Source organism: Sphingomonas sp. (assembly GCF_036387535.1).
Lineage (GTDB): Bacteria > Pseudomonadota > Alphaproteobacteria > Sphingomonadales > Sphingomonadaceae > Sphingomonas_R.
Map to the genome: position 1 here is coordinate 23,575 of NZ_DASVTO010000044.1, position 17,838 is coordinate 41,412.

Below are 17,838 nucleotides of genomic sequence, written 5' to 3' on the forward strand. Positions count from 1 at the left end.
ATGTCCGTCATCATCCTGCCTCCGCCAGCAATCGCAGCCCGGCCAGCGCCGCCGCCGATCCATCACATAGGTGCGCGACGCGGTCGTGCCGCGCCAGCGCCTGGACATACAGTCCGGCCAGCACCGGATCTCCGACCAAGGTCAGGCTGTCGACATCCGGAATCGTCACCAGCGCTTCCCGTACTTCATGGCCGATTGCCAATCCCGACAGGAACCCGATGGCCCAGCCGCGCGACCGGCCCAGCCGCAGCTGCGCACTGCGTGCTTCGAACAGCGCGCCGAGCATGCCGCCGGCGTCTGACCGCGCCAGCCCGGCGGCGAACCCGGCCTCGCCGTCGCCCGCATCCGCACCGGCACGCGTCAGCGTGGACCGGTCGCGCAGCAACGCGAACAGTTCGCCGGTCAGGAATGTCTGGAACCGGATCACCCGTCCCGCCTCCACCAGCGCCCATTTGCCATGCGTACCCGGCAGCGCGATAGCGTGCCGCCTCGTCGCCAGCGCTGGCGCCAGCGCCATCGCGCCGAAAATCTGCGTTTCCTCGCCGCGCATGACGTCGGGTGCGCCGTTCACGCGGGTACAGGCCAGCCCCGGCGCGATCCAGACGGACAGATCGCCGGCCACCACCGTTGCCATCTCGGCCCGCCAGCCCGCGACATCCACCGGGCATTCCACGTAACCGACCTCCGCCAGCCCGTTGCGCGATCCCACCATTCCGCACAGCAGAACGTGCGTGTCGCGCAGACCCAGCGCGCGCCACGGCGCCAGCGTCGTCATCAGCGCGTCGGACGGGCTGCCGGTCAGCGTCCCGATCCCCGGTCCGTCCAATTGATCGATCACCGCTCCGCCGCGCACGCGGAACAGGCGCAGCCGCGTCGTGCCCCAATCGCCATGGATCTGGTCGTCCGGCCCCCATGCCGCTCGGTCTTCCATCGTCCGTCTCCTCCAGCGGCTTGATCCGGCCTCTGTTATTCCATAGGTAATTGTCGGACAAGAAGCATCGGCCGAAGCGCCGGGGGGAGACGATATCATGAACGCGCATCGATCCGGACTGCGGACCTTGGCCACCGCCTGGCTGCTCGCCACCCTGCCCGCATCGGCCATCGCCCAGGGCCCTGCCGTCGATGCGACCCTGACGGTCCATGCCGATCGTCCGGGTGCGAAGATCAATCGCCAGATGTTCGGACAGTTCGCCGAACATCTCGGCACCGGCATCTATGGCGGCCTGTGGGTCGGCGAATCGTCGAAGATCCCGAACGTGCGCGGTTTCCGCAAGGACGTCGTCGGCGCCCTGCGCGCGTTGCAGGTTCCGGTGGTGCGCTGGCCCGGCGGTTGCTTCGCCGACGAATATCATTGGCGCGAAGGCATCGGCCCCCGCGCCAAGCGCCCGGTGAAGATCAATACCCATTGGGGCGGCGTCACCGAACCCAACACCGTCGGCGTGCATGAGTTCATGGACCTGGCCGAACAGATCGGAGCCGAACCGTATATCGCCGGTAACGTCGGCAACGGCACGCCCCAGGAAATGGCCGAGTTCGTGGAATATATGACCGCCCCCGCCGGCACGCTGGCCGACGAGCGCGCGAAGAACGGCCACAAGGCGCCGTGGAAGGTGCCCTATTTCGGCGTGGGTAACGAGCTTTGGGGCTGCGGTGGCGAAATGCGGCCCGAATATGCCGCCGATCTCACCCGCCGGTACGCCACCTTCATCAAGGCGCCGGCCGGCACCCGCATCCTGAAGATCGCCAGCGGCGCCAATGTCGACGACTATAACTGGACCGAGGTGATGATGCGCCAGGCCGCCGAACGCGTCGACGGCCTGGCGCTGCACTATTACACCTTCGGCGCAGGCTGGAAGAACAAGGGCTCGGCCACCGATTTCGACGAAGACGGCTGGGCACACATCCTGTCGAACACGCTCCGGATGGAAGACCTCATCACGCGGCATTCCGCGATCATGGACAAATATGATCCGCAGAAGCGCGTGTGGCTGCTGGTCGACGAATGGGGCACTTGGTACGACCCGACGCCCGGCAGCAATCCGGGCTTCCTGCAACAGCAGAACTCGCTGCGCGACGCGCTGGTTGCGGCACTCAACATCAACATTTTCGCGCGCCATGCCGATCGCGTGAAAATGGCCAACATCGCGCAGATGGTGAACGTGCTGCAGGCAATGATCCTGACCGAAGGCGACAAGATGGTGCTGACGCCCACCTATCATGCCTTCGATCTCTACAAGCCGTTCATGGACGCGACCTATCTGCCGATCGACCTGAAATCACCGTGGTACAACAAGAACCAGTGGACCATGCCCGCGGTCAGCGCCGCGGCCGTGCGCGGCACCGATGGCAAGGTCCATGTCGCGTTGGTCAACCTGGATCCCAACAAGGCCGCGACCGTCTCCGCGAAACTGGCGGGGTTGACCGCCACGGCCGTCACCGGCCGGCTGCTCACCGCACCCGCGATGAACAGCATCAACACCGTCGCGCAGCCGAACGTCGTCCGTCCCGTCGCCTTCACCGGCGCACAGGTCGCCGGCGACACGCTGTCGGCCACGCTCCCGCCGATGTCGGTCGTGATGCTCGACCTCAACTGACGCAGAAAAAACCCCCTCCTTTCCTGGGAGGGGGTTTGGGTTTGAGCTACCGCAAAGCCATCGGCACGACGGGCTGCGGCGCTACCCCTCAGTCCTCGAACGGCTCCACCATCACCCGCGCACCGCGCAGATAGGCGTCGGCCACATGGCGCAGCGGGGCGACATCGACATCGCTGGCGCCGTCCGCGATCAGCGTGGCAAAGCGATCATAAAGTCCGCGATATTCCGCTTCGGGCGCCGTATCCTGCAACACCCCGGCGATCGTCAGCACGCTCCCGCCCTTCGACAACACCAGTTCGCCGTCGTCGGTGTCGACCCGGATGTCCCAGGTCTGCGGCCCGGTCTGACGGAAATCGAATGCCGCGTTGATCGGCACGCCTGCCTCGTCGCGGAACGACAGGTCCGCCGCGATCGCCGCCTGACAGTTCGACGGAAAGGACAGCGTCCCGTCCAGCAGGAAGAACGGACGCGGCAGGATATGGGTCATGATCGACAGGGCGTTGATCCCCGGATCGAACACACCCAGGCCGCCGGCTTCCCAGATCCATTTCTGGCCAGGATGCCATACCCGCACATCTTCCTTCCAATCGATCGTGACGGATCGGATCGCGCGCTCGGCGATCCAGCCCTTCGCGGTCTCGACGCCCGACGCATAGCGCGAATGCCAGCTCGCAAACAGCGTCACGCCGTGCGCCCGCGCCAGTTCCGCCAGCGCCTCGACCTCGCTCAGCGTCGCGCCCGGCGGTTTTTCCAGAAACACATGCTTGCCCGCCAGGATCGCGGCCCGCGCCGCATCATAACGCGCCTGCGGCGGTTGGCAGAGCGCGACCGCGTCGATCGCGACATCCCCGGCCAGCATCGCGTCGATATCATGATAATGCGGCATGTCGGGCAGCCCGGCGCTCCGGCTGGCGATCGCGACCAGTTCATAAGCGGGCGATGCCGTGATGACCGGCACATGCTGGTCCTGGGCGATCTTGCCCAGTCCGACGATCGCGATCCTGACAGCCATTTCAGAGTACCTTGATCTGGACCGGCGTGGGTTCCGCCACGGCGATCGGGTTTAGCACCGGCCGCGTGAACGGCGCGGCCGATATCTCGAACACGTCGCCTGCCTGCGTCTGCACGCCTTCGCTGAACGACAGGGTCGCCGTGCCATAGAAATGAACATGGACATCACCGGGCCGGCGAAACAATCCATATTTGAAATGATGATGTTCCAGGTTGGCGATGCTGTGCGACATGTTCGCCTCACCCGACAGGAACGGCTTTTCCCAGATCACGGCGCCGTCGCGCAGGATCCGGCTGGTACCGCGCACATCGTCCGGAAGATCCCCGACCAGCAATTCCGGGCCCAGCGCTGCCGGGCGCAGCTTCGAATGCGCCAGCCACAGATAATTGCCACGCTCCGTCACATGATCGGAAAACTCGTTCGCCAGCGCAAAACCCAGGCGCACCGGAACACCTGCGGCGTCGATCAGGTAGATACCGGCGATTTCCGGTTCCTCGCCGGCGTCCAGCGCGAACGATGGCGACAGCAACGGCGCGCCCGGCGCCACCAGGCAACTGCCGTCACCCTTGTAGAACCATTCCGGCTGCACGCCTTCGCTGCCGTCCGCCGGCTTGCCGCCCTCGACACCCATCAGGAACATCTTCATCGAATCGGTCGGTGCGGCATCCACCTTGGCGGCGCGGTGCATCTTGTCGCGCCCCTCGGCCGATCCCAGGTGCGTCAGGCCGGTCCCGGTCATCGCCAGATGCGCGGGATCGTCATGATCGATCGGCGGCAACAGCGTCACTGCATCCAGATCGATGATCGCGCCGTCGCCGGCGGCCGCGACGGCGTCGGCCAGGCCGCGCCCCGCCGCCATCGCATCCAGCGCCAGCGCGCGGACGGACACCGCGCCGGGCACCATCCGCGCCTGCCCATCTTCACGAATGGCCGCGACGCCGCGGACACCATCCGCATCCCGATATTGAACGAGCGACAGACGCATCGGACCTATTCCTCTTCCTGATGTTTTCGTGTCGGCGCGGCGGATCAGGCCGGCGTCACCACACCGTCGATCCGCCGTGTCACCTGCCACGGATTGGCGTCGCGCAGGACGGGCGGCAGCAACGAGTCTGGGATCGACTGATAACAGACCGGCCGCAGGAAGCGTTCGATCGCCAGTGTGCCGACCGACGTGGTCCGCCCGTCCGACGTCGCCGGGAACGGGCCGCCATGCACCATCGCATGCGCCACCTCCACGCCGGTCGGCCAGCCATTGGCCAGGATCCGTCCCACCTTTTGCGCCAGCACCGGCATCAGGCGCGCCGCCATGTCGGCATCGCCGGCATCATGGTGCAGCGTCGCGGTCAGCTGCCCTTCCAGCGCGGTCAGGACGGCAGCGATCTCGTCGGCATCACGGCACGCGACGATGATCGAAGACGATCCGAACACCTCATGCGCCAGTACCGCATCGCCCAGGAAGCTCTGCGCATCCGTGCGGAAAATCGCACCCCGCGCCTGGTTGACCCCGTCGCCGACGCATCCGCGCGCGATCGTCGTCACCGCGGCGTGGCTTTCCAATGCGGCCACGCCCTGCTCGAAACTCGCATGGATGCCGGGCGTCAGCATCTGCACCGGCTTCGCCTCGGTCAACGCCGCCGCGGCGGCCTCGGCAAACGCGTCCAGTTCCGCTCCGGCAATCGCCAGGACGACGCCGGGATTGGTGCAGAACTGCCCCGCGCCCATGGTCAGCGACTGCACGAATGCGGGCGCCAGCGCCGCCCCGCGCGTCCTGAGCGCTTCCGGCAACAGGATCACCGGGTTGATGCTGCTCATTTCGGCATAGACCGGAATCGGCTCGTCGCGGCCCGCCGCGATCTTGACCAGCGCCAGCCCGCCGCCCCGCGATCCGGTGAAGCCCACCGCCTTGATCCGCGCATCGGCCACCAGCCCGCCGCCCAGCGCATTGCTCGTACCCGGCAGCAGGGAGAACACGCCTTCGTGCAGGCCACAGGATTTCACCGCCGCCTGGATCGCGCGCCCGACCAGTTCGCCCGTGCCCGGATGCGCGGGATGCCCCTTCACCACCACCGGGCAACCTGCGGCGAATGCCGACGCGGTGTCGCCACCCGCAACCGAGAAGGCAAGCGGGAAATTGCTCGCGCCGAACACCGCGACCGGGCCGAGCGCCACATTGCGGCGGCGCATGTCGGGCCGTGGCAACGGCGCCCGATCGGGCAAGGCGGGATCGATCGTCACATCCAGGAAGTCGCCGGCGCGCACCACGCTTGCGAACAGCTTCAGCTGCCCCACGGTCCGCCCGCGCTCTCCCTCCAGGCGCGCGCGCGGCAAGCCGCTTTCGGCCATCGCCCGCACGATCAGGTCGTCGCCGATCGCCACGATCGCATCGGCGATCGCCTCCAGGAACGCCGCGCGCGTGTCCAGATCGGTTTCCGAAAAGCTGGAATACGCCGCCGCCGCCAGCGCGCATGCGGCATCGACCTCGGCCGCGCCGGCCTCGGCGAACATCGGGTCCAGCGTGGCGCCGCTCGACGGATCGACCGCGGCGAACTGCTCCCCGCCGTCACGCTCGGAACCGCCCAGAAGGATCTTGCCGTTGATCATGTTCGTTCCCGCTTCGTCTGATTACTCGGACAAGCGGTTAGCGGCTGGCCCCGCCGCGTGCAAGGTGAACCGCGCATGCAGCATCACCGCCAGCAACAGGATCAGCGGCACCGCCAGCGTCAGCGCCGCCCCGCGCGGATCGGGCACGAACCCCGACAGCGCCGCCGCCTGCGCCGCGATCCCGCCCGCCTTGCTGGCGCCCGCCACCAGTCCGGTCGCGCGCCCGCGCATCGCCGCCGTGCTGCTTTCGGCCGCGAACGGCAACAGCATGGCGATCGCCGCGTTCACGCCGACCAGCACCAGCAACGCCCCGCCCGCGACCCACCCCGCGACCGCGACCAGCAGCAGCCCGGCCAGCGTCAGCGCCATCGCCGCCATCACCGCGCGGGCGCCGCCGATCCGCTCGTACAGGATCGTCGCGGGCAGGATCGTCAGGAACGCCACGAACGCCGCGCTGGCCAGCAACTGCCCCGATGCGCCGACCGCCAGCCCCGATGCCGCCAGCATCGCCGGCAACCAAAGCAGGAACCCGAAATTGACGAGGCCCCAGATCAGCCCCGTCGCGACCAGGATCGGCAAAGCATGCCGCCCGAACCCGCCGTCGCGCCGGCCACGGTCCGGTGCGGCGGCCTCCACCGTCAACGCCCCGCCATAGCGCGCCAGGCTGGCGCGTGCCGCCGCCGTCCGCCCCTGCGCGATCAGGTGATAGGGCGATTCCGGCAGGCGGAAACTGCACGCCAGCACGAACAGGCCGGTCGGCAACCCGATCAGCCACAGCATCCGCCATCCGAAGATCGGCTCCAGCACCGACGCAAGGCCGCTCGCCGCGAAGAATCCGCCCGCCGAACCCAGCCCGCCGACCAGGACCAGGAAGAATCCGCGCCGCCGGATCGGCAGCAATTCGGTCAGCAGCGCATAGGCGACCGGCAACAGCCCGCCTGCCGACGCCCCCATCACGAAACACATCGCGATGTTCCAGCCGAGCGTCGGCATCGCGCCGCAGACCGACGTGCCGACGAACAGCAGCGTCGACAGCAGGATCGCCGCGCGGCGCCCCTGATGATCCGCAAACCATCCCCATAGCAGCGATCCCACCGCCGTACCGGTCAGCGCCGCGAACGGTAGCCAGGCGATCGTGGCGCGCGGCAGGCCATATTCAGCCACCATCCCCGGCACCACGAAACCCAGGGTCGCCGGCTTCATCGTGTCGATCACCAGCACCGCCACCAGCACCGCGATCAACGTCCAGTGCCGCGCCGTCAGCCGTAGCGGCGGCACCACCCGCACATCCACCGCCGCCGTTCCCGCCGGCTGCCACAACGACCCCGCCGCCAGCAGCGTGCCGACCGCGATCAGGGCCATGCCCGCCCGCATCGCACCGTCGAACGCCATCGCCATCAACCGCCGCCCGGCGGCCAGTTCGGGCAGGAACATCGCCAGATGCAGCCAGACTCCCGCCGTCAGCAGCAGGCACCCCAGCGCGAAGACGGCACCACGGCGGCGGCGATCCGCGATCACTTCGCCCACGGCGCCCGGACTTTTGAAGGTTTCATGCCGTCTCCCTTTTCAGGGGCCGGCTATGCCGCGCCGCCCGCGCGCCCACAAGTCGCGGATGACGGCGTTCCGCATCAAAGACGCGCTACCGCAGCCCGACGGCGCGCCGCACCGCGCTCCAGGCGACCAGCTTGAAGTTCTGCGTGGCCGGAGCGTTGTCGCCGTCCTGCGCCACCATCAGCCCGCCGGGATAGGCCGGGCCGAAATCGCCCAGGATCACATCGATCCCGTCGGTTTCCGATGTTCCATCGACGGTGCCGTCGCCGATCCGGAACCGTCCGGCAAACCGCATGTCCGGCAACCGGTACAGGGCATAGCTGCTGTCGCCCTGGCTCGATACCACCAGATACCCGCCCGCGCGCCCCGCGGGGGCCAGTGCCATCCCCTCGGCATCGGCGAACAACTGGGCGGTGTCGACCTTGGCCACCGAGCGGGGCGTCGTCGGCGCGCCGGGATCGGCATCGAACCGCCACAATCCGACATCCTCTTCGGATACATAGAGCTGCCCGGTGCGATCGTCGGCGACGCAGCCTTCGGATTGCGTCCCCAGCTTCAGGCTCCGCACCCGTCGCGCACTCGGCACCGCGCCGCTCAGGTCGAACGCCATCTGGTCGATGCGGCCATCCTTCATCACCACGAACCCGAACAGCGCGCCATCGCGCTTCCGCTGCCACAGGCACATGCCATAGGCTTCCCCCGGGCCGACCGCCACGGACGCCAGCGGCACCAGCCGGCGCGCGGCGGTGTCCAGCCGGAACAGCGCCATCTTCGCCTGGGTGACATCGGCCCGGTCGCTGGCCGCGATCAGCACGCCCGACACCCCACCGATCCGCACGCCGCTCCGCAGGTCGACATTGTTCAGCCGCGGCGACGCGCTGAAATCCAGTCGTTTGCCGGCCAGGTCATACAGGTGGAGCCCCGCGCGCTTGTCGGTCGCGACGATCAGGCTGCGCGCCGGATCGACCGGGTTGCGCCAGATCGCCGGATCGTCGGCCGCATCGTCGCCGCTGCCGACCGGATCGGTCTCCGCCACCGCCTGCACCACCGCGGTCGCGGGCGGCATCTCGGCCGGCGCGCTGACACATCCGCAGAGCACCGTAAGGCAGAGCACCACCGCCCGCATCAGAAGTTCACCCGGACACCACCGGTGTACCGCCGGCCGAACGTCTCATGTTCGATCGTCCGCGCGCTGATCCCCGCATAGCGTCGCCCCGGGCCGTTGAGCAGGTTCGCCCCGTCGACATAGATCTCGACATTGGGGGTCAGGGCATAGCGCGCCGACGCATCCAGCTCGTCGTCGGTGTCCCAATATTGATTGCCGCCGTCGCCCACCGCGCCCAGCGCGTCGATCCAGGGCGTCCGCTTCTGATAGCTGACCCGCGCCGAAAATCCGTGTTTCTCGTAATATCCGCTCAGGTTATACGAGAATTTGGACGTGCCCGGAAACCGCACCTTGCTGCCGTCCGGTGTGTTCGCATTGCTCTTGTTGTAGGTCGCGTTGGCCTGGATGCCGAACCCGCCCATCCAGTCCGGCAAGCCCAGATCGCCGACGAACGGGTCCAGCTGCTGCTGGAACGCACCTTCCACGCCGTAGATATAGCCGTCGCCGCCGTTGATGATCGTCGACAGCGCATATTGCGACCGGTTGACGCCACCGGTGTTCAGCACATCAAGCCCGAAGGTGCGCGTGTCGTTGAACAGCACGTCACGCACGTCCTTGTAGAAGGTGCCGATCGATACGAACCCCTGCGGCTGGACATACCATTCGAAATACAGGTCGACGCCGCGCGCCTTCTCCGGCTTCGCTTCCGGGTTGCCGCCCGACACGGTCTGATTGGCGTCGTTCACCGTGAAATTGGGGCGCAGATCGTCATAATCGGGCCGTGCCGCGCCGGTGTTGAACGACAACCGCAGCTTCTTCGACCGATCCAGGTCAAAATTGAAATGCAGGCTGGGATAGACCAGCGTCCGGCTGCTCGCGATGTCGACCCGCGTCACCGTGGCTCCGATCGTCGGCGTGGCGGCACTGTCGTTGCGGATATGCTCGATCCGTGCGCCGCCGACGATGTTGCCCCAATCGAACTTGGTCAGCGCCATCGCGTAGCCGGCGAACACTTCCTCGCGTACCTTGTAGAAGTTCCCGGTCTGCGGAACGAAGGTCCCGATCGCACGCGCCTTCGCCACCAGATCTTCCACCCGCTCCTCGCCGAAATAGCGGAAGTCGTAGCCCAGCGGGATCTTGCCGCGGAACGGACCGGAAATGGCGATCGCGGAAAAGTCCCGGTCGATGCCGGCCGTCGCAAACTGCTGCGCACTGTTCAGCGTCAGCAGCAGTTCGTTCGCCTCCTTGGTCCGGCGATCATATTGCCCGCCCAGCGACAACACCGTCTCACCCCCGAACAGGTCGCTGGCATAGGACAGGTCGATCTTGCCGGTATAGGCGCGGGTCACGTCCTCCGCCTGCAATGACGTCAGCGCCGACAGCGTGCGGGGGAAATCCTCGATCTGCCGCACTGCCGCGCCGGCGCCATAGGTGCCGTTGGCGTTCACGACCGTGCGGAACAGCTGCACCTTCGCCAAGTCCGGGTCGGTCAGGTCATAGGCGACCGTCGGCCGGTCGCGGGCCGCGCTCGGGCTGTCATAGTTCAGCTGCGCCGGCACCGACCGGTCGTCGACCGACCGCGTGTAATTGGCGCGCCACCGCAGCTTCAGGCGATCGAAGGCATGATCCCCGCCGATCGTGTTGGTGAAAATCGACTGCTTGAACTTGCGGACGTTGAACCGCGAATTGATGTCGATGCCGTACACCGTGCCCTGATAGGGCGTATTCCCGGTGCAGATGTCGGCATAGCCCGTGCTGCCCGCCGCCGGTGCCGCGGGGCCGCTGGTCGGGCATGCCGTCGTCGCGGTCGGCACGCGTGCCTGCTGATCGTCCAGGTCGAAGATGTAGTTGGATCGCAATTCATGGTCGGTGAATGCGGAATAGATGGATGACAGGAAGAAGCGATTGTCCCCGTCCGGCTTCCATTCCAGCTTGGCCGATGCCGAATAGTTGCGCCGTGTCAGGCGATAAAGCTTGTTTTCGGTTTCGCGCGCCCACACCCGGTCGGCGGCGCCCGGCCGCCGATCCTGCGATACGGTTTCCCAATCCGTCTCGAAATTGTCGGTCACCATCCCGCGCTGATAATAGCTGCCGGACACCAGTACGCCGAACTCGCCGATCCCGGTGTCGAACCGGTTGGCGAGTACGACCGAGCTATCATATTCCACGGTGTCGCCCAGCGCGACATAGCCGGCGCCGGCCTTGCCCGCGACATGGAAGCCTTTGTAATCGAATGCCGACCGGGTGACGATGTCGACATTGCCGGCGATCGTCTCGCCGGTCATGTCGGGCGTCACCGCCTTGCGCACCACGATCTGCGCGGCGATCGCCGACGGGATCGAATCGAACCGCGCGTCGCGGCCCTCAGGGCTCACCACGTTGATCCCGTCGAACGACAATGTCGTCCAGTTGATCGGCGCGCCGCGCAGGTTGATATAGCGCGCCTGGCCCTGATCGCGCTGCACCGCCACGCCAGGCAGGCGGCTGACCGCCTGTGCGATATTCTGGTCCGGCAACCGCCCCACCGCGTCGGATGCCACGACGCTCACCAGCGCTGGCGACGCCTTCTGGATCGCCAGCGCCGCGGCCTGCGACTCCGCGATCGGGCGGCTGCCGAGGATCACGATTTCCGACCCGTCGTCGTCCACCGCCGCGGCCGGCGCGGTGTCCGCCGCCCATGCCGGCGCGACGGCGATCAGCGCGGTTCCCGCCGCCAGGATGATGCGCAGCGACCGGGCACCGGCGGAGCGCCGGTTGAACAGCATGGACACGATGTGATTTCCCCTCAGACGGTGGCGTCTGTCGGGGATCGACTAGGGTTGCACCATGACAGCGCCATGGCCGGAACATGACCGAACAGTTACATCTGCGTTACGATCCGGTTACCAGAGGATCCCCTTGACCGGCTCCAGCGGCGACGGCGGCGAATCGCCGATTGCTTCCAGCAGGTCGATTTCGATCGTCCGGCACATCGCGGCCAGGGGCACGTCGTGCACGTCGTTGGCGAACGGATCGACCAGGTCGTCACCGATCTGCAGGATCGCCAGGAACATCAACCCCGCGACCGTCGACCCGACGGGTGTCGCCAGGCCCAGCGTCTCGACCAGCCCGATCGGCAACAGCACGCAGAACAGCCGGGTGAACAGCGCCGGAAAGAAGCGGTACTGGCTCGGCAGCGGGGTATTCTTCAGCCGCTCCATGCCGCCCTGCGCATTGGCGATGTCGATCAATACCTGTTCCAGCTGCGCCTGCTGGATCGTATCCAGATGCCCGCGGCGCTGCGCCTCCGCGATCCGCCGGGCGGTCCCATCCAGCAGGCCGTTGGGCGGGTTCTGCCGGCCTAGTCCTTCCTCTGCCTCGTCCGCCGACAACAGCCGCAACACGTCCGGGGCGGGGTCCTGCTGGCGCAGCCGGCAGCGCAGCGCATGGACATAGGCAATCTGCCGCAGCACGATCGTCCGCTTCAGGTCGATCACGCCGGGTCGATCATCGTCCAGAAAGGCGTTGGCCGCGCGCGCCAGGCTGCGCGACGCGTTGATCATCGCGCCCCACAGGGTGCGCCCCTCCCACCAGCGTTGATAGGCGCTGCTGTCGCGAAACCCCAGGAACAGCGCCAGCGCCGATCCGAACAGCGTCAGCGGCAGCGACGGCGCCTTGAACGGCAGCACATAATAGACGAGCGTCACCGCCACATCCCAGATGAACAGCCCCAGCAGGGGGCGCCAGACCTCCTGCACGATCCGGGTCAGCCGCGGTGTATCCGGAATGATCATGGTCGCCGTTCCCTTTCGATGATCCGTGCCTATGCCGCGAACGCGGCAACGCTGTCACCCTTCATCGGTGCCGCCCTCTCGACTTCGCGCGCGGCAGCGGCCATGACGCGGCGATGATGACGGGCAAGCGCATCCTGCTGATCGTCGGTGGTGGTATCGCTGCCTACAAGGCGTGTGACCTTGTCCGCACGCTCCGCCATGCGGGCGCCACCGTCACCTGCGTCCTGACCGATGGCGGCGCCCGGTTCGTTACCGCGATGACGCTGGCCGCCTTGTCCGAACAACCGGTCCACACCAGCCTGTGGGATCTGGACGAGGCCGAAATGGGCCATATCCAGCTCAGCCGTCAGGCCGATCTGATCGTCGTCGTTCCCGCCACCGCCGATCTGCTCGCGCGCATGGCGGCCGGGCTGGCCGATGATCTCGCCACCACCCTGCTGCTCGCCACCGACAAACCGGTGCTGGTCGCCCCCGCGATGAACGTCCGCATGTGGCTGCACCCCGCGACGCGCCGGAACATCGCCACGCTGCGGACGGATGGCATCATTGTTCTCGATCCGGACGATGGTGCGATGGCTTGTGGCGAATATGGCCCCGGTCGTCTGCCGGCGGTGGATGCGATAGCCGCCGCCCTCGCCGGCCACTTTACGATTGCGCAACCGCTGGCCGGCCGCCATCTGCTGGTCACCGCCGGGCCGACCCATGAACCGATCGATCCGGTCCGCTACATCGCCAACCGCTCGTCGGGCAAACAGGGGTTTGCGATCGCCGCCGCGCTCGCGGACCGCGGCGCGCGCGTCACGCTGGTCGCCGGCCCGGTCGCATTGCCGACACCGCCCGGGGTCGACCGGATCGATGTCGAAACCGCACGCGACATGGCGGCGGCGGTCGACGCCGCTCTCCCCGCCGATGCCGCGATCCTGGTCGCCGCCGTCGCCGACTGGCACGTCGCCCCACTCACGCAAAAGATCAAGAAGACGCGCGACGGTACGCCCGCGCTCGTCCTCCAGGAAAATCCGGACATTCTCGCGACGCTCGCCAACGGCCCCCGCCGCCCCCGCCTGCTGGTCGGGTTTGCCGCGGAAACCGAGGATGTGATCAGCCATGCCACCGCCAAGCGCGCGCGCAAGGGATGCGACTGGATCATCGCGAACGACGTATCCGGTGATGTGATGGGCGGCGACCGGAATCATATTCACCTGATCAGCGCCCATGGCATCGAAAGCTGGGATCCGATGTCGAAAACCGCGGTCGCCGAACGGCTTGCCGATCATATCGTGGAGGCTTTGGCATGACCGACATCCGCATTCGCCTGCTGCGCCTGTCGCACGGTGCCGGCCTCCCCCTGCCCGCCTATGCCACCGCACAGGCCGCGGGGCTCGATGTCGTCGCGGCGGAGGATCTGACCATCCCGCCTGGCGGCCGCGCCGCTGTTCCCACCGGTTTCGCCATCGCCATTCCCGACGGATATGAGGTGCAGGTCCGGCCGCGTTCGGGCCTCGCGCTGAAGCACGGCGTCACCTGCCTCAACTCCCCCGGTACGATCGACGCGGACTATCGCGGTGAAATGCGGATCATCCTCGCCAATCTCGGGTCGGATTCCTTCGTGATCGCGCGTGGCGACCGCATCGCGCAACTTGTTCCCGCCCCGGTCCAGCGCGCCACCCTGATCGAGGTCGCCGAACTCGATGAAACCACGCGCGGCAGCGGCGGCTTCGGCTCCACGGGCGGCTTCGGCTCCACGGGCGTTTGATGCCCGCACAGTCGCTTCGACGTGAAGCTACGCCTTCTCGACAAGCTCGAAGCGAACGGAAATAGCGATATCATCCCCCTTCCCCGTTCGGTTCGAACTGGTCCAAACCCTCCAACCGGCTCAAGAAACCTGTCACCATGCTGACTGACGCACAGCTTGAACGCTATGCCCGCCACATCGTGCTGCGCGAAATCGGCGGCGGCGGGCAGCAACGCCTGCTGGATGCGCATGTCGCGATCGTCGGCGCCGGCGGAATTGGATCACCGCTGATCCAGGGGCTTGCCGCCGCCGGCATCGGCCGGTTGACGGTGATCGATGACGATCATGTCGCGCTGTCCAACCTCCAGCGCCAATATCTGTTCGCCACCGCCGATATCGGCCGCGCAAAGGTCGCCGCTGCTGGCGATGCCGTCGCCCGTCTCAACCCGGACGTCCGATTTTGCCCGCTTGAACAACGGCTTGGTGCAAACAACTTCGACAGCTTCGCGGGTGATGCCGGCGTGATCGTCGATGGATCCGACAATTTCGCTACCCGTCTGATGGTGGCCGATGCCGCGCTCGCCCGCCACCGCCCGCTGGTGTCCGCCGCGGTCGGCCAGTTCGAAGGCCAGATCGCCGTCTATCGCGGCTGGGAGGCTGACAAGCCCTGCTACCGCTGCCTGGTGGGTGACGATCCCGATCGCGGCGATGCCTCCTGCGCGGATCAGGGCGTGCTCGGCGCGCTCACCGGCGTCCTCGGCAGCCTCGCCGCGATCGAGGCGATCCGCCAGATCGTACCGTTCGGCGACGACACCGCCGGCAAGCTGCTGCTGGTCGATGCGCTCGCCTTCCGCTTTCGCACCATCACGATCGCAAAGGATCCCGCATGCCGATGCGCGGCCTGACCATCGTCGTCGCGGATGTGTCGTCCGAACGCTTCCGCACGGCACTCTCGCTCGCCAGCGCGACCGCCGCGCTCGGCGCTCGCGCCCGCATCTTCCTGCAAGGGGAATCGGTATCGATCCTGCGCGAGCCGATCGTGGGGTGGGAGGATGACGCCTGTGCCAACGCCGGCCTGCCCACGCTTCGGGCGCAATATCGCGACGCGCGCGATCTCGGCGTCCGCTTCATCCTCTGCCAGTCCGGCCTGCACCTCACCGGCGCGGAACCCCGCGACTATGATCCCGCCACCGAATTTGCCGGCATGGTCAGCGTCCTCACGGATCTCGGCGACGACCGCCTGCTCGTCGTCTGACCTCAGCCCGCCACGATCCGCGTCCGAAACCAGTCCGCCAACTCCGCCTCGGTCAACTCGCCGGCGGCCAGCGCCAGGAACGCCACCACGACCTCGGCGTCCGTCGCACTCAGCGCAAGACCGTTGAGAACCAGGAAGGTTTCGCTCACCACCGCCGCCGTCCGCTTATTCCCGTCGACGAATGGGTGGTTGCGCGCAATACCATAAGCATAGGCCGCAGCTAGATCGGCCGCATCCGGTTCGCCGTAAACCGCAAGATTCTCCGGTCGCGCCATCGCGCTCTCGACCAGTCCAGCGTCGCGCACGCCCTGTCCACCGCCATGCGCGGCCAATTGCGCCTCATGCGCTGCCAGCGCCGCACGCGCACTCACCCATTTCCACGTCATGTTCGGCTTACTTGGCGAGTTCGCGCAAGGCCGCACGCCGGCGATGCATCACCTCGCGCGCGACCTCCATCTGCTCCTCGAAATCCGCTTCATGCCGCCGCAGTTCGATCGCGTCCTGCGTCGCCGTAACGCTAAGCGTGTCGCCCTGCGCCACCTGCAACTTGGCAAGGACCTCCTTCGGGAGAATGACTCCGGTGGAATTACCGACGGCGACGAGTTTGACGGGCTTGTTCATACAGCAGTTATAACAGTGCTCGGCAATCGGAACAAGCCCTCCGCAATCACTCCGCCGCCGCCTTCTTCGCGGCCGGCTTCCGCGCCGGTGCCTTCTTCGCCGCCGCCGGCTTCGTTGCGGCCTTCTCCGCTGCCGCCTTCTTCGGTGCGGCCTTCTTCGCCGCCGGCTTCTTCTTGCCCTTGGCCGGCCCCTTCGCGGCACGTTCCGCCAGCAGCGCCAGCGCCTCGTCGGCCGTCATTGTCGCCGGATCGGCGGTCTTCGGCAGCGTGGCGTTGGTTTCGCCATCGGTGACATAGGGGCCGAACCGCCCTTCCATCAGCTTGACCGGCTTGCCCGTCACCGGACTGTCGCCAAATGCCGCCAGCGGCTCCTTTGCCGCGCCGCGTCCGCGCCCGCCGCCTGCCGCGGCTTCCGCCAGCTTGACGACGGCGGCATTCATCCCGGTTTCGAATACGTCGGCGGTGGTCTGCAACCGCGCATATTTGCCGTCATGCAACAAATAGGGTCCATATCGCCCGATTGACGCGGTGATGTCCTTGCCCGTCTCCGGATGCGCGCCCACCGTCCGCGGCAGCGACAGCAGCTTCAGTGCCCCTTCCAGGTCCACCTCAGCCCCGAAATCCTTCGGGATCGACGCGCGCTTGGCATCCTTCTCGTCGCCCAGCTGGACATAGGGCCCGAACCGCCCGGTCCGCCGGCTGACCTCCAGCTGCGTCTCCGGATCGATGCCCAGCGCGACCGGCCCGGTATCCGCGCCCGCCTCGGCTCCGCCCGCCTGCGCGAACCGCCGCGTATATTTGCACTCGGGATAGTTGGAACAGGCGACGAACGCCCCGAACTTCCCGCCACGCAGCGCCAGCTTGCCATCGCCGCATGCGGGGCATGCCCGCGGATCGCTGCCATCCTCCTTCTCCGGGAACAGATAGGACCCCAGGAACTGGTCCAGCTCCGCCGTCACCTCGGACGGCTTCTGCTCCATCACCTCGGCCGTCTTCGGCTTGAAATCGCGCCAGAACGCATCCAGCACCGCCTGCCACTGCGCCCGTCCACCCGACACATCGTCCAGGCTGTTCTCCAGCCCGGCGGTGAAATCATAACTGACATAGCGCTCGAAAAACCGTTCCAGGAACGCCGTCACCAGCCGCCCGCTCTCGTTGGGCGTGAATCGGTTCTTCTCGACCGCGACATAATCCCGGTCCTTCAACACCTGCAGCACCGACGCATAGGTCGATGGCCGCCCGATGCCCAGTTCCTCCATCTTCTTGACCAGGCTCGCTTCGGAATAGCGCGGCGGCGGCTGCGTGAAATGCTGCTCGGCGCTGACCGACTTGCGCGCCGGGCCGTCGCCCGCCTGCATCCGCGGCAGACGGCGGCTTTCCTCGTCCTCGGCATCGTCGCGGCCTTCCTCGTACAGCGCGAGATATCCGGGGAACAGCACCACCTGGCCGGTCGCGCGCAGGCCGTGCTGGCCTGTGCCGTCGAGCAGCTCGATCGTCGTCCGCTCCAGCCGGGCGGACGCCATCTGGCTGGCCATCGCGCGCTTCCAGACGAGGTCGTAGAGACGCGCATGGTCGCCAGAGCCGGCCTTGTC

Annotated in this window: 16 protein-coding genes; 5 read left to right on the forward strand and 11 right to left on the reverse strand. The window is 67.1% G+C overall.

Features of this window, described 5'->3' with window-relative positions:
• Window positions 1-10: 10 nt before the first annotated feature.
• Window positions 11-931 carry a 2-dehydro-3-deoxygalactonokinase gene (locus VF649_RS03645; protein WP_331010598.1) on the reverse strand — a complete coding sequence of 307 codons (921 nt, stop codon included), beginning with the start codon at window positions 929-931 and terminating at the stop codon, window positions 11-13.
• Window positions 932-1,028: 97 nt separating this feature from the next.
• On the opposite strand from VF649_RS03645, the gene VF649_RS03650 reads away from it, so the two are divergent.
• Window positions 1,029-2,594: an alpha-N-arabinofuranosidase gene (locus VF649_RS03650; RefSeq protein WP_331010599.1), complete on the forward strand. Its 1,566-nt coding sequence runs from the start codon at window positions 1,029-1,031 to the stop codon at window positions 2,592-2,594.
• An 88-nt stretch (window positions 2,595-2,682) separates the two neighbouring features.
• Here VF649_RS03650 and VF649_RS03655 read toward each other — a convergent pair whose 3' ends face one another.
• From VF649_RS03655 to VF649_RS03685, 7 genes are all read right to left on the reverse strand, one after another.
• Window positions 2,683-3,606, reverse strand: coding sequence for a Gfo/Idh/MocA family oxidoreductase (locus VF649_RS03655; protein ID WP_331010600.1), 924 nt, complete (start codon window positions 3,604-3,606; stop codon window positions 2,683-2,685).
• 1 nt (window position 3,607) lies between these two features.
• Window positions 3,608-4,591 carry an AraD1 family protein gene (gene araD1 / locus VF649_RS03660; protein ID WP_331010601.1) on the reverse strand — a complete coding sequence of 328 codons (984 nt, stop codon included), beginning with the start codon at window positions 4,589-4,591 and terminating at the stop codon, window positions 3,608-3,610.
• Window positions 4,592-4,635: 44 nt separating this feature from the next.
• On the reverse strand, window positions 4,636-6,210 hold the full coding sequence (locus VF649_RS03665) for an aldehyde dehydrogenase (NADP(+)) (RefSeq protein ID WP_331010602.1): 1,575 nt from the start codon (window positions 6,208-6,210) through the stop codon (window positions 4,636-4,638).
• A gap of 21 nt (window positions 6,211-6,231) precedes the next feature.
• Window positions 6,232-7,737, reverse strand: a complete 1,506-nt coding sequence (locus VF649_RS03670; protein ID WP_331010603.1) for an MFS transporter — start codon at window positions 7,735-7,737, stop codon at window positions 6,232-6,234.
• Between the two features lie 112 nt (window positions 7,738-7,849).
• Complete coding sequence (locus tag VF649_RS03675; protein ID WP_331010604.1) at window positions 7,850-8,887, reverse strand: phytase; 1,038 nt, start codon at window positions 8,885-8,887, stop codon at window positions 7,850-7,852.
• The gene (locus VF649_RS03680; protein WP_331010614.1) at window positions 8,887-11,631 is read right to left on the reverse strand and encodes a TonB-dependent receptor; all 2,745 of its coding nucleotides are present in this window, start codon (window positions 11,629-11,631) and stop codon (window positions 8,887-8,889) included. Before VF649_RS03680 ends, VF649_RS03675 begins: the two co-directional genes overlap by 1 nt.
• Window positions 11,632-11,748: 117 nt before the next feature.
• A complete protein-coding gene (locus VF649_RS03685) occupies window positions 11,749-12,639 on the reverse strand; it encodes a bestrophin family protein (protein ID WP_331010605.1) in 891 nt (296 codons plus the stop codon).
• Window positions 12,640-12,755: 116 nt separating this feature from the next.
• Here VF649_RS03685 and coaBC point away from each other — a divergent pair, with 116 nt between their 5' ends.
• The 4 genes from coaBC (at window position 12,756) to VF649_RS03705 (ending at window position 15,626) form a co-directional block, all read left to right on the forward strand.
• Window positions 12,756-13,934 (forward strand): bifunctional phosphopantothenoylcysteine decarboxylase/phosphopantothenate--cysteine ligase CoaBC, encoded by a 1,179-nt coding sequence (gene coaBC / locus VF649_RS03690; protein ID WP_331010606.1) that lies wholly within the window; start codon window positions 12,756-12,758, stop codon window positions 13,932-13,934.
• Complete coding sequence (gene dut / locus VF649_RS03695; RefSeq protein ID WP_331010607.1) at window positions 13,931-14,392, forward strand: dUTP diphosphatase; 462 nt, start codon at window positions 13,931-13,933, stop codon at window positions 14,390-14,392. The genes coaBC and dut overlap by 4 nt, the downstream gene beginning before the upstream one ends.
• Window positions 14,393-14,529: 137 nt before the next feature.
• Window positions 14,530-15,276 carry a HesA/MoeB/ThiF family protein gene (locus tag VF649_RS03700; protein ID WP_331010608.1) on the forward strand — a complete coding sequence of 249 codons (747 nt, stop codon included), beginning with the start codon at window positions 14,530-14,532 and terminating at the stop codon, window positions 15,274-15,276.
• Window positions 15,258-15,626 carry a DsrE family protein gene (locus VF649_RS03705; protein WP_331010609.1) on the forward strand — a complete coding sequence of 123 codons (369 nt, stop codon included), beginning with the start codon at window positions 15,258-15,260 and terminating at the stop codon, window positions 15,624-15,626. The genes VF649_RS03700 and VF649_RS03705 overlap by 19 nt, the downstream gene beginning before the upstream one ends.
• A 2-nt stretch (window positions 15,627-15,628) precedes the next feature.
• Here the strand turns inward: VF649_RS03705 and VF649_RS03710 are convergent, their stop codons facing one another.
• The 3 genes from VF649_RS03710 to VF649_RS03720 all read right to left on the reverse strand — a co-directional run.
• On the reverse strand, window positions 15,629-16,012 hold the full coding sequence (locus VF649_RS03710) for a type II toxin-antitoxin system death-on-curing family toxin (protein ID WP_331010610.1): 384 nt from the start codon (window positions 16,010-16,012) through the stop codon (window positions 15,629-15,631).
• Between the two features lie 7 nt (window positions 16,013-16,019).
• Entirely contained in the window at window positions 16,020-16,247 is a 228-nt protein-coding gene (locus VF649_RS03715; protein WP_331010611.1) for an AbrB/MazE/SpoVT family DNA-binding domain-containing protein, read from the reverse strand.
• Between the two features lie 46 nt (window positions 16,248-16,293).
• A partial coding sequence (locus VF649_RS03720; protein ID WP_331010612.1) for a DNA topoisomerase occupies window positions 16,294-17,838 on the reverse strand: 1,545 nt, incomplete at its 5' end.

Bases quoted from the DNA above. Each gene is read 5' to 3' on its own strand.
- VF649_RS03650 (WP_331010599.1), top strand. From the start codon at position 1,029: ATGAACGCGCATCGATCCGGACTGCGGACCTTGGCCACCGCCTGGCTG.
- VF649_RS03665 (WP_331010602.1), bottom strand. From the start codon at position 6,210: ATGATCAACGGCAAGATCCTTCTGGGCGGTTCCGAGCGTGACGGCGGG.
- VF649_RS03685 (WP_331010605.1), bottom strand. From the start codon at position 12,639: ATGATCATTCCGGATACACCGCGGCTGACCCGGATCGTGCAGGAGGTC.
- VF649_RS03680 (WP_331010614.1), bottom strand. From the start codon at position 11,631: ATGCTGTTCAACCGGCGCTCCGCCGGTGCCCGGTCGCTGCGCATCATC.
- VF649_RS03700 (WP_331010608.1), top strand. From the start codon at position 14,530: ATGCTGACTGACGCACAGCTTGAACGCTATGCCCGCCACATCGTGCTG.
- dut (WP_331010607.1), top strand. From the start codon at position 13,931: ATGACCGACATCCGCATTCGCCTGCTGCGCCTGTCGCACGGTGCCGGC.
- araD1 (WP_331010601.1), bottom strand. From the start codon at position 4,591: ATGCGTCTGTCGCTCGTTCAATATCGGGATGCGGATGGTGTCCGCGGC.
- VF649_RS03705 (WP_331010609.1), top strand. From the start codon at position 15,258: ATGCCGATGCGCGGCCTGACCATCGTCGTCGCGGATGTGTCGTCCGAA.
- coaBC (WP_331010606.1), top strand. From the start codon at position 12,756: ATGACGGGCAAGCGCATCCTGCTGATCGTCGGTGGTGGTATCGCTGCC.
- VF649_RS03675 (WP_331010604.1), bottom strand. From the start codon at position 8,887: ATGCGGGCGGTGGTGCTCTGCCTTACGGTGCTCTGCGGATGTGTCAGC.
- VF649_RS03655 (WP_331010600.1), bottom strand. From the start codon at position 3,606: ATGGCTGTCAGGATCGCGATCGTCGGACTGGGCAAGATCGCCCAGGAC.
- VF649_RS03715 (WP_331010611.1), bottom strand. From the start codon at position 16,247: ATGAACAAGCCCGTCAAACTCGTCGCCGTCGGTAATTCCACCGGAGTC.
- VF649_RS03645 (WP_331010598.1), bottom strand. From the start codon at position 931: ATGGAAGACCGAGCGGCATGGGGGCCGGACGACCAGATCCATGGCGAT.
- VF649_RS03710 (WP_331010610.1), bottom strand. From the start codon at position 16,012: ATGACGTGGAAATGGGTGAGTGCGCGTGCGGCGCTGGCAGCGCATGAG.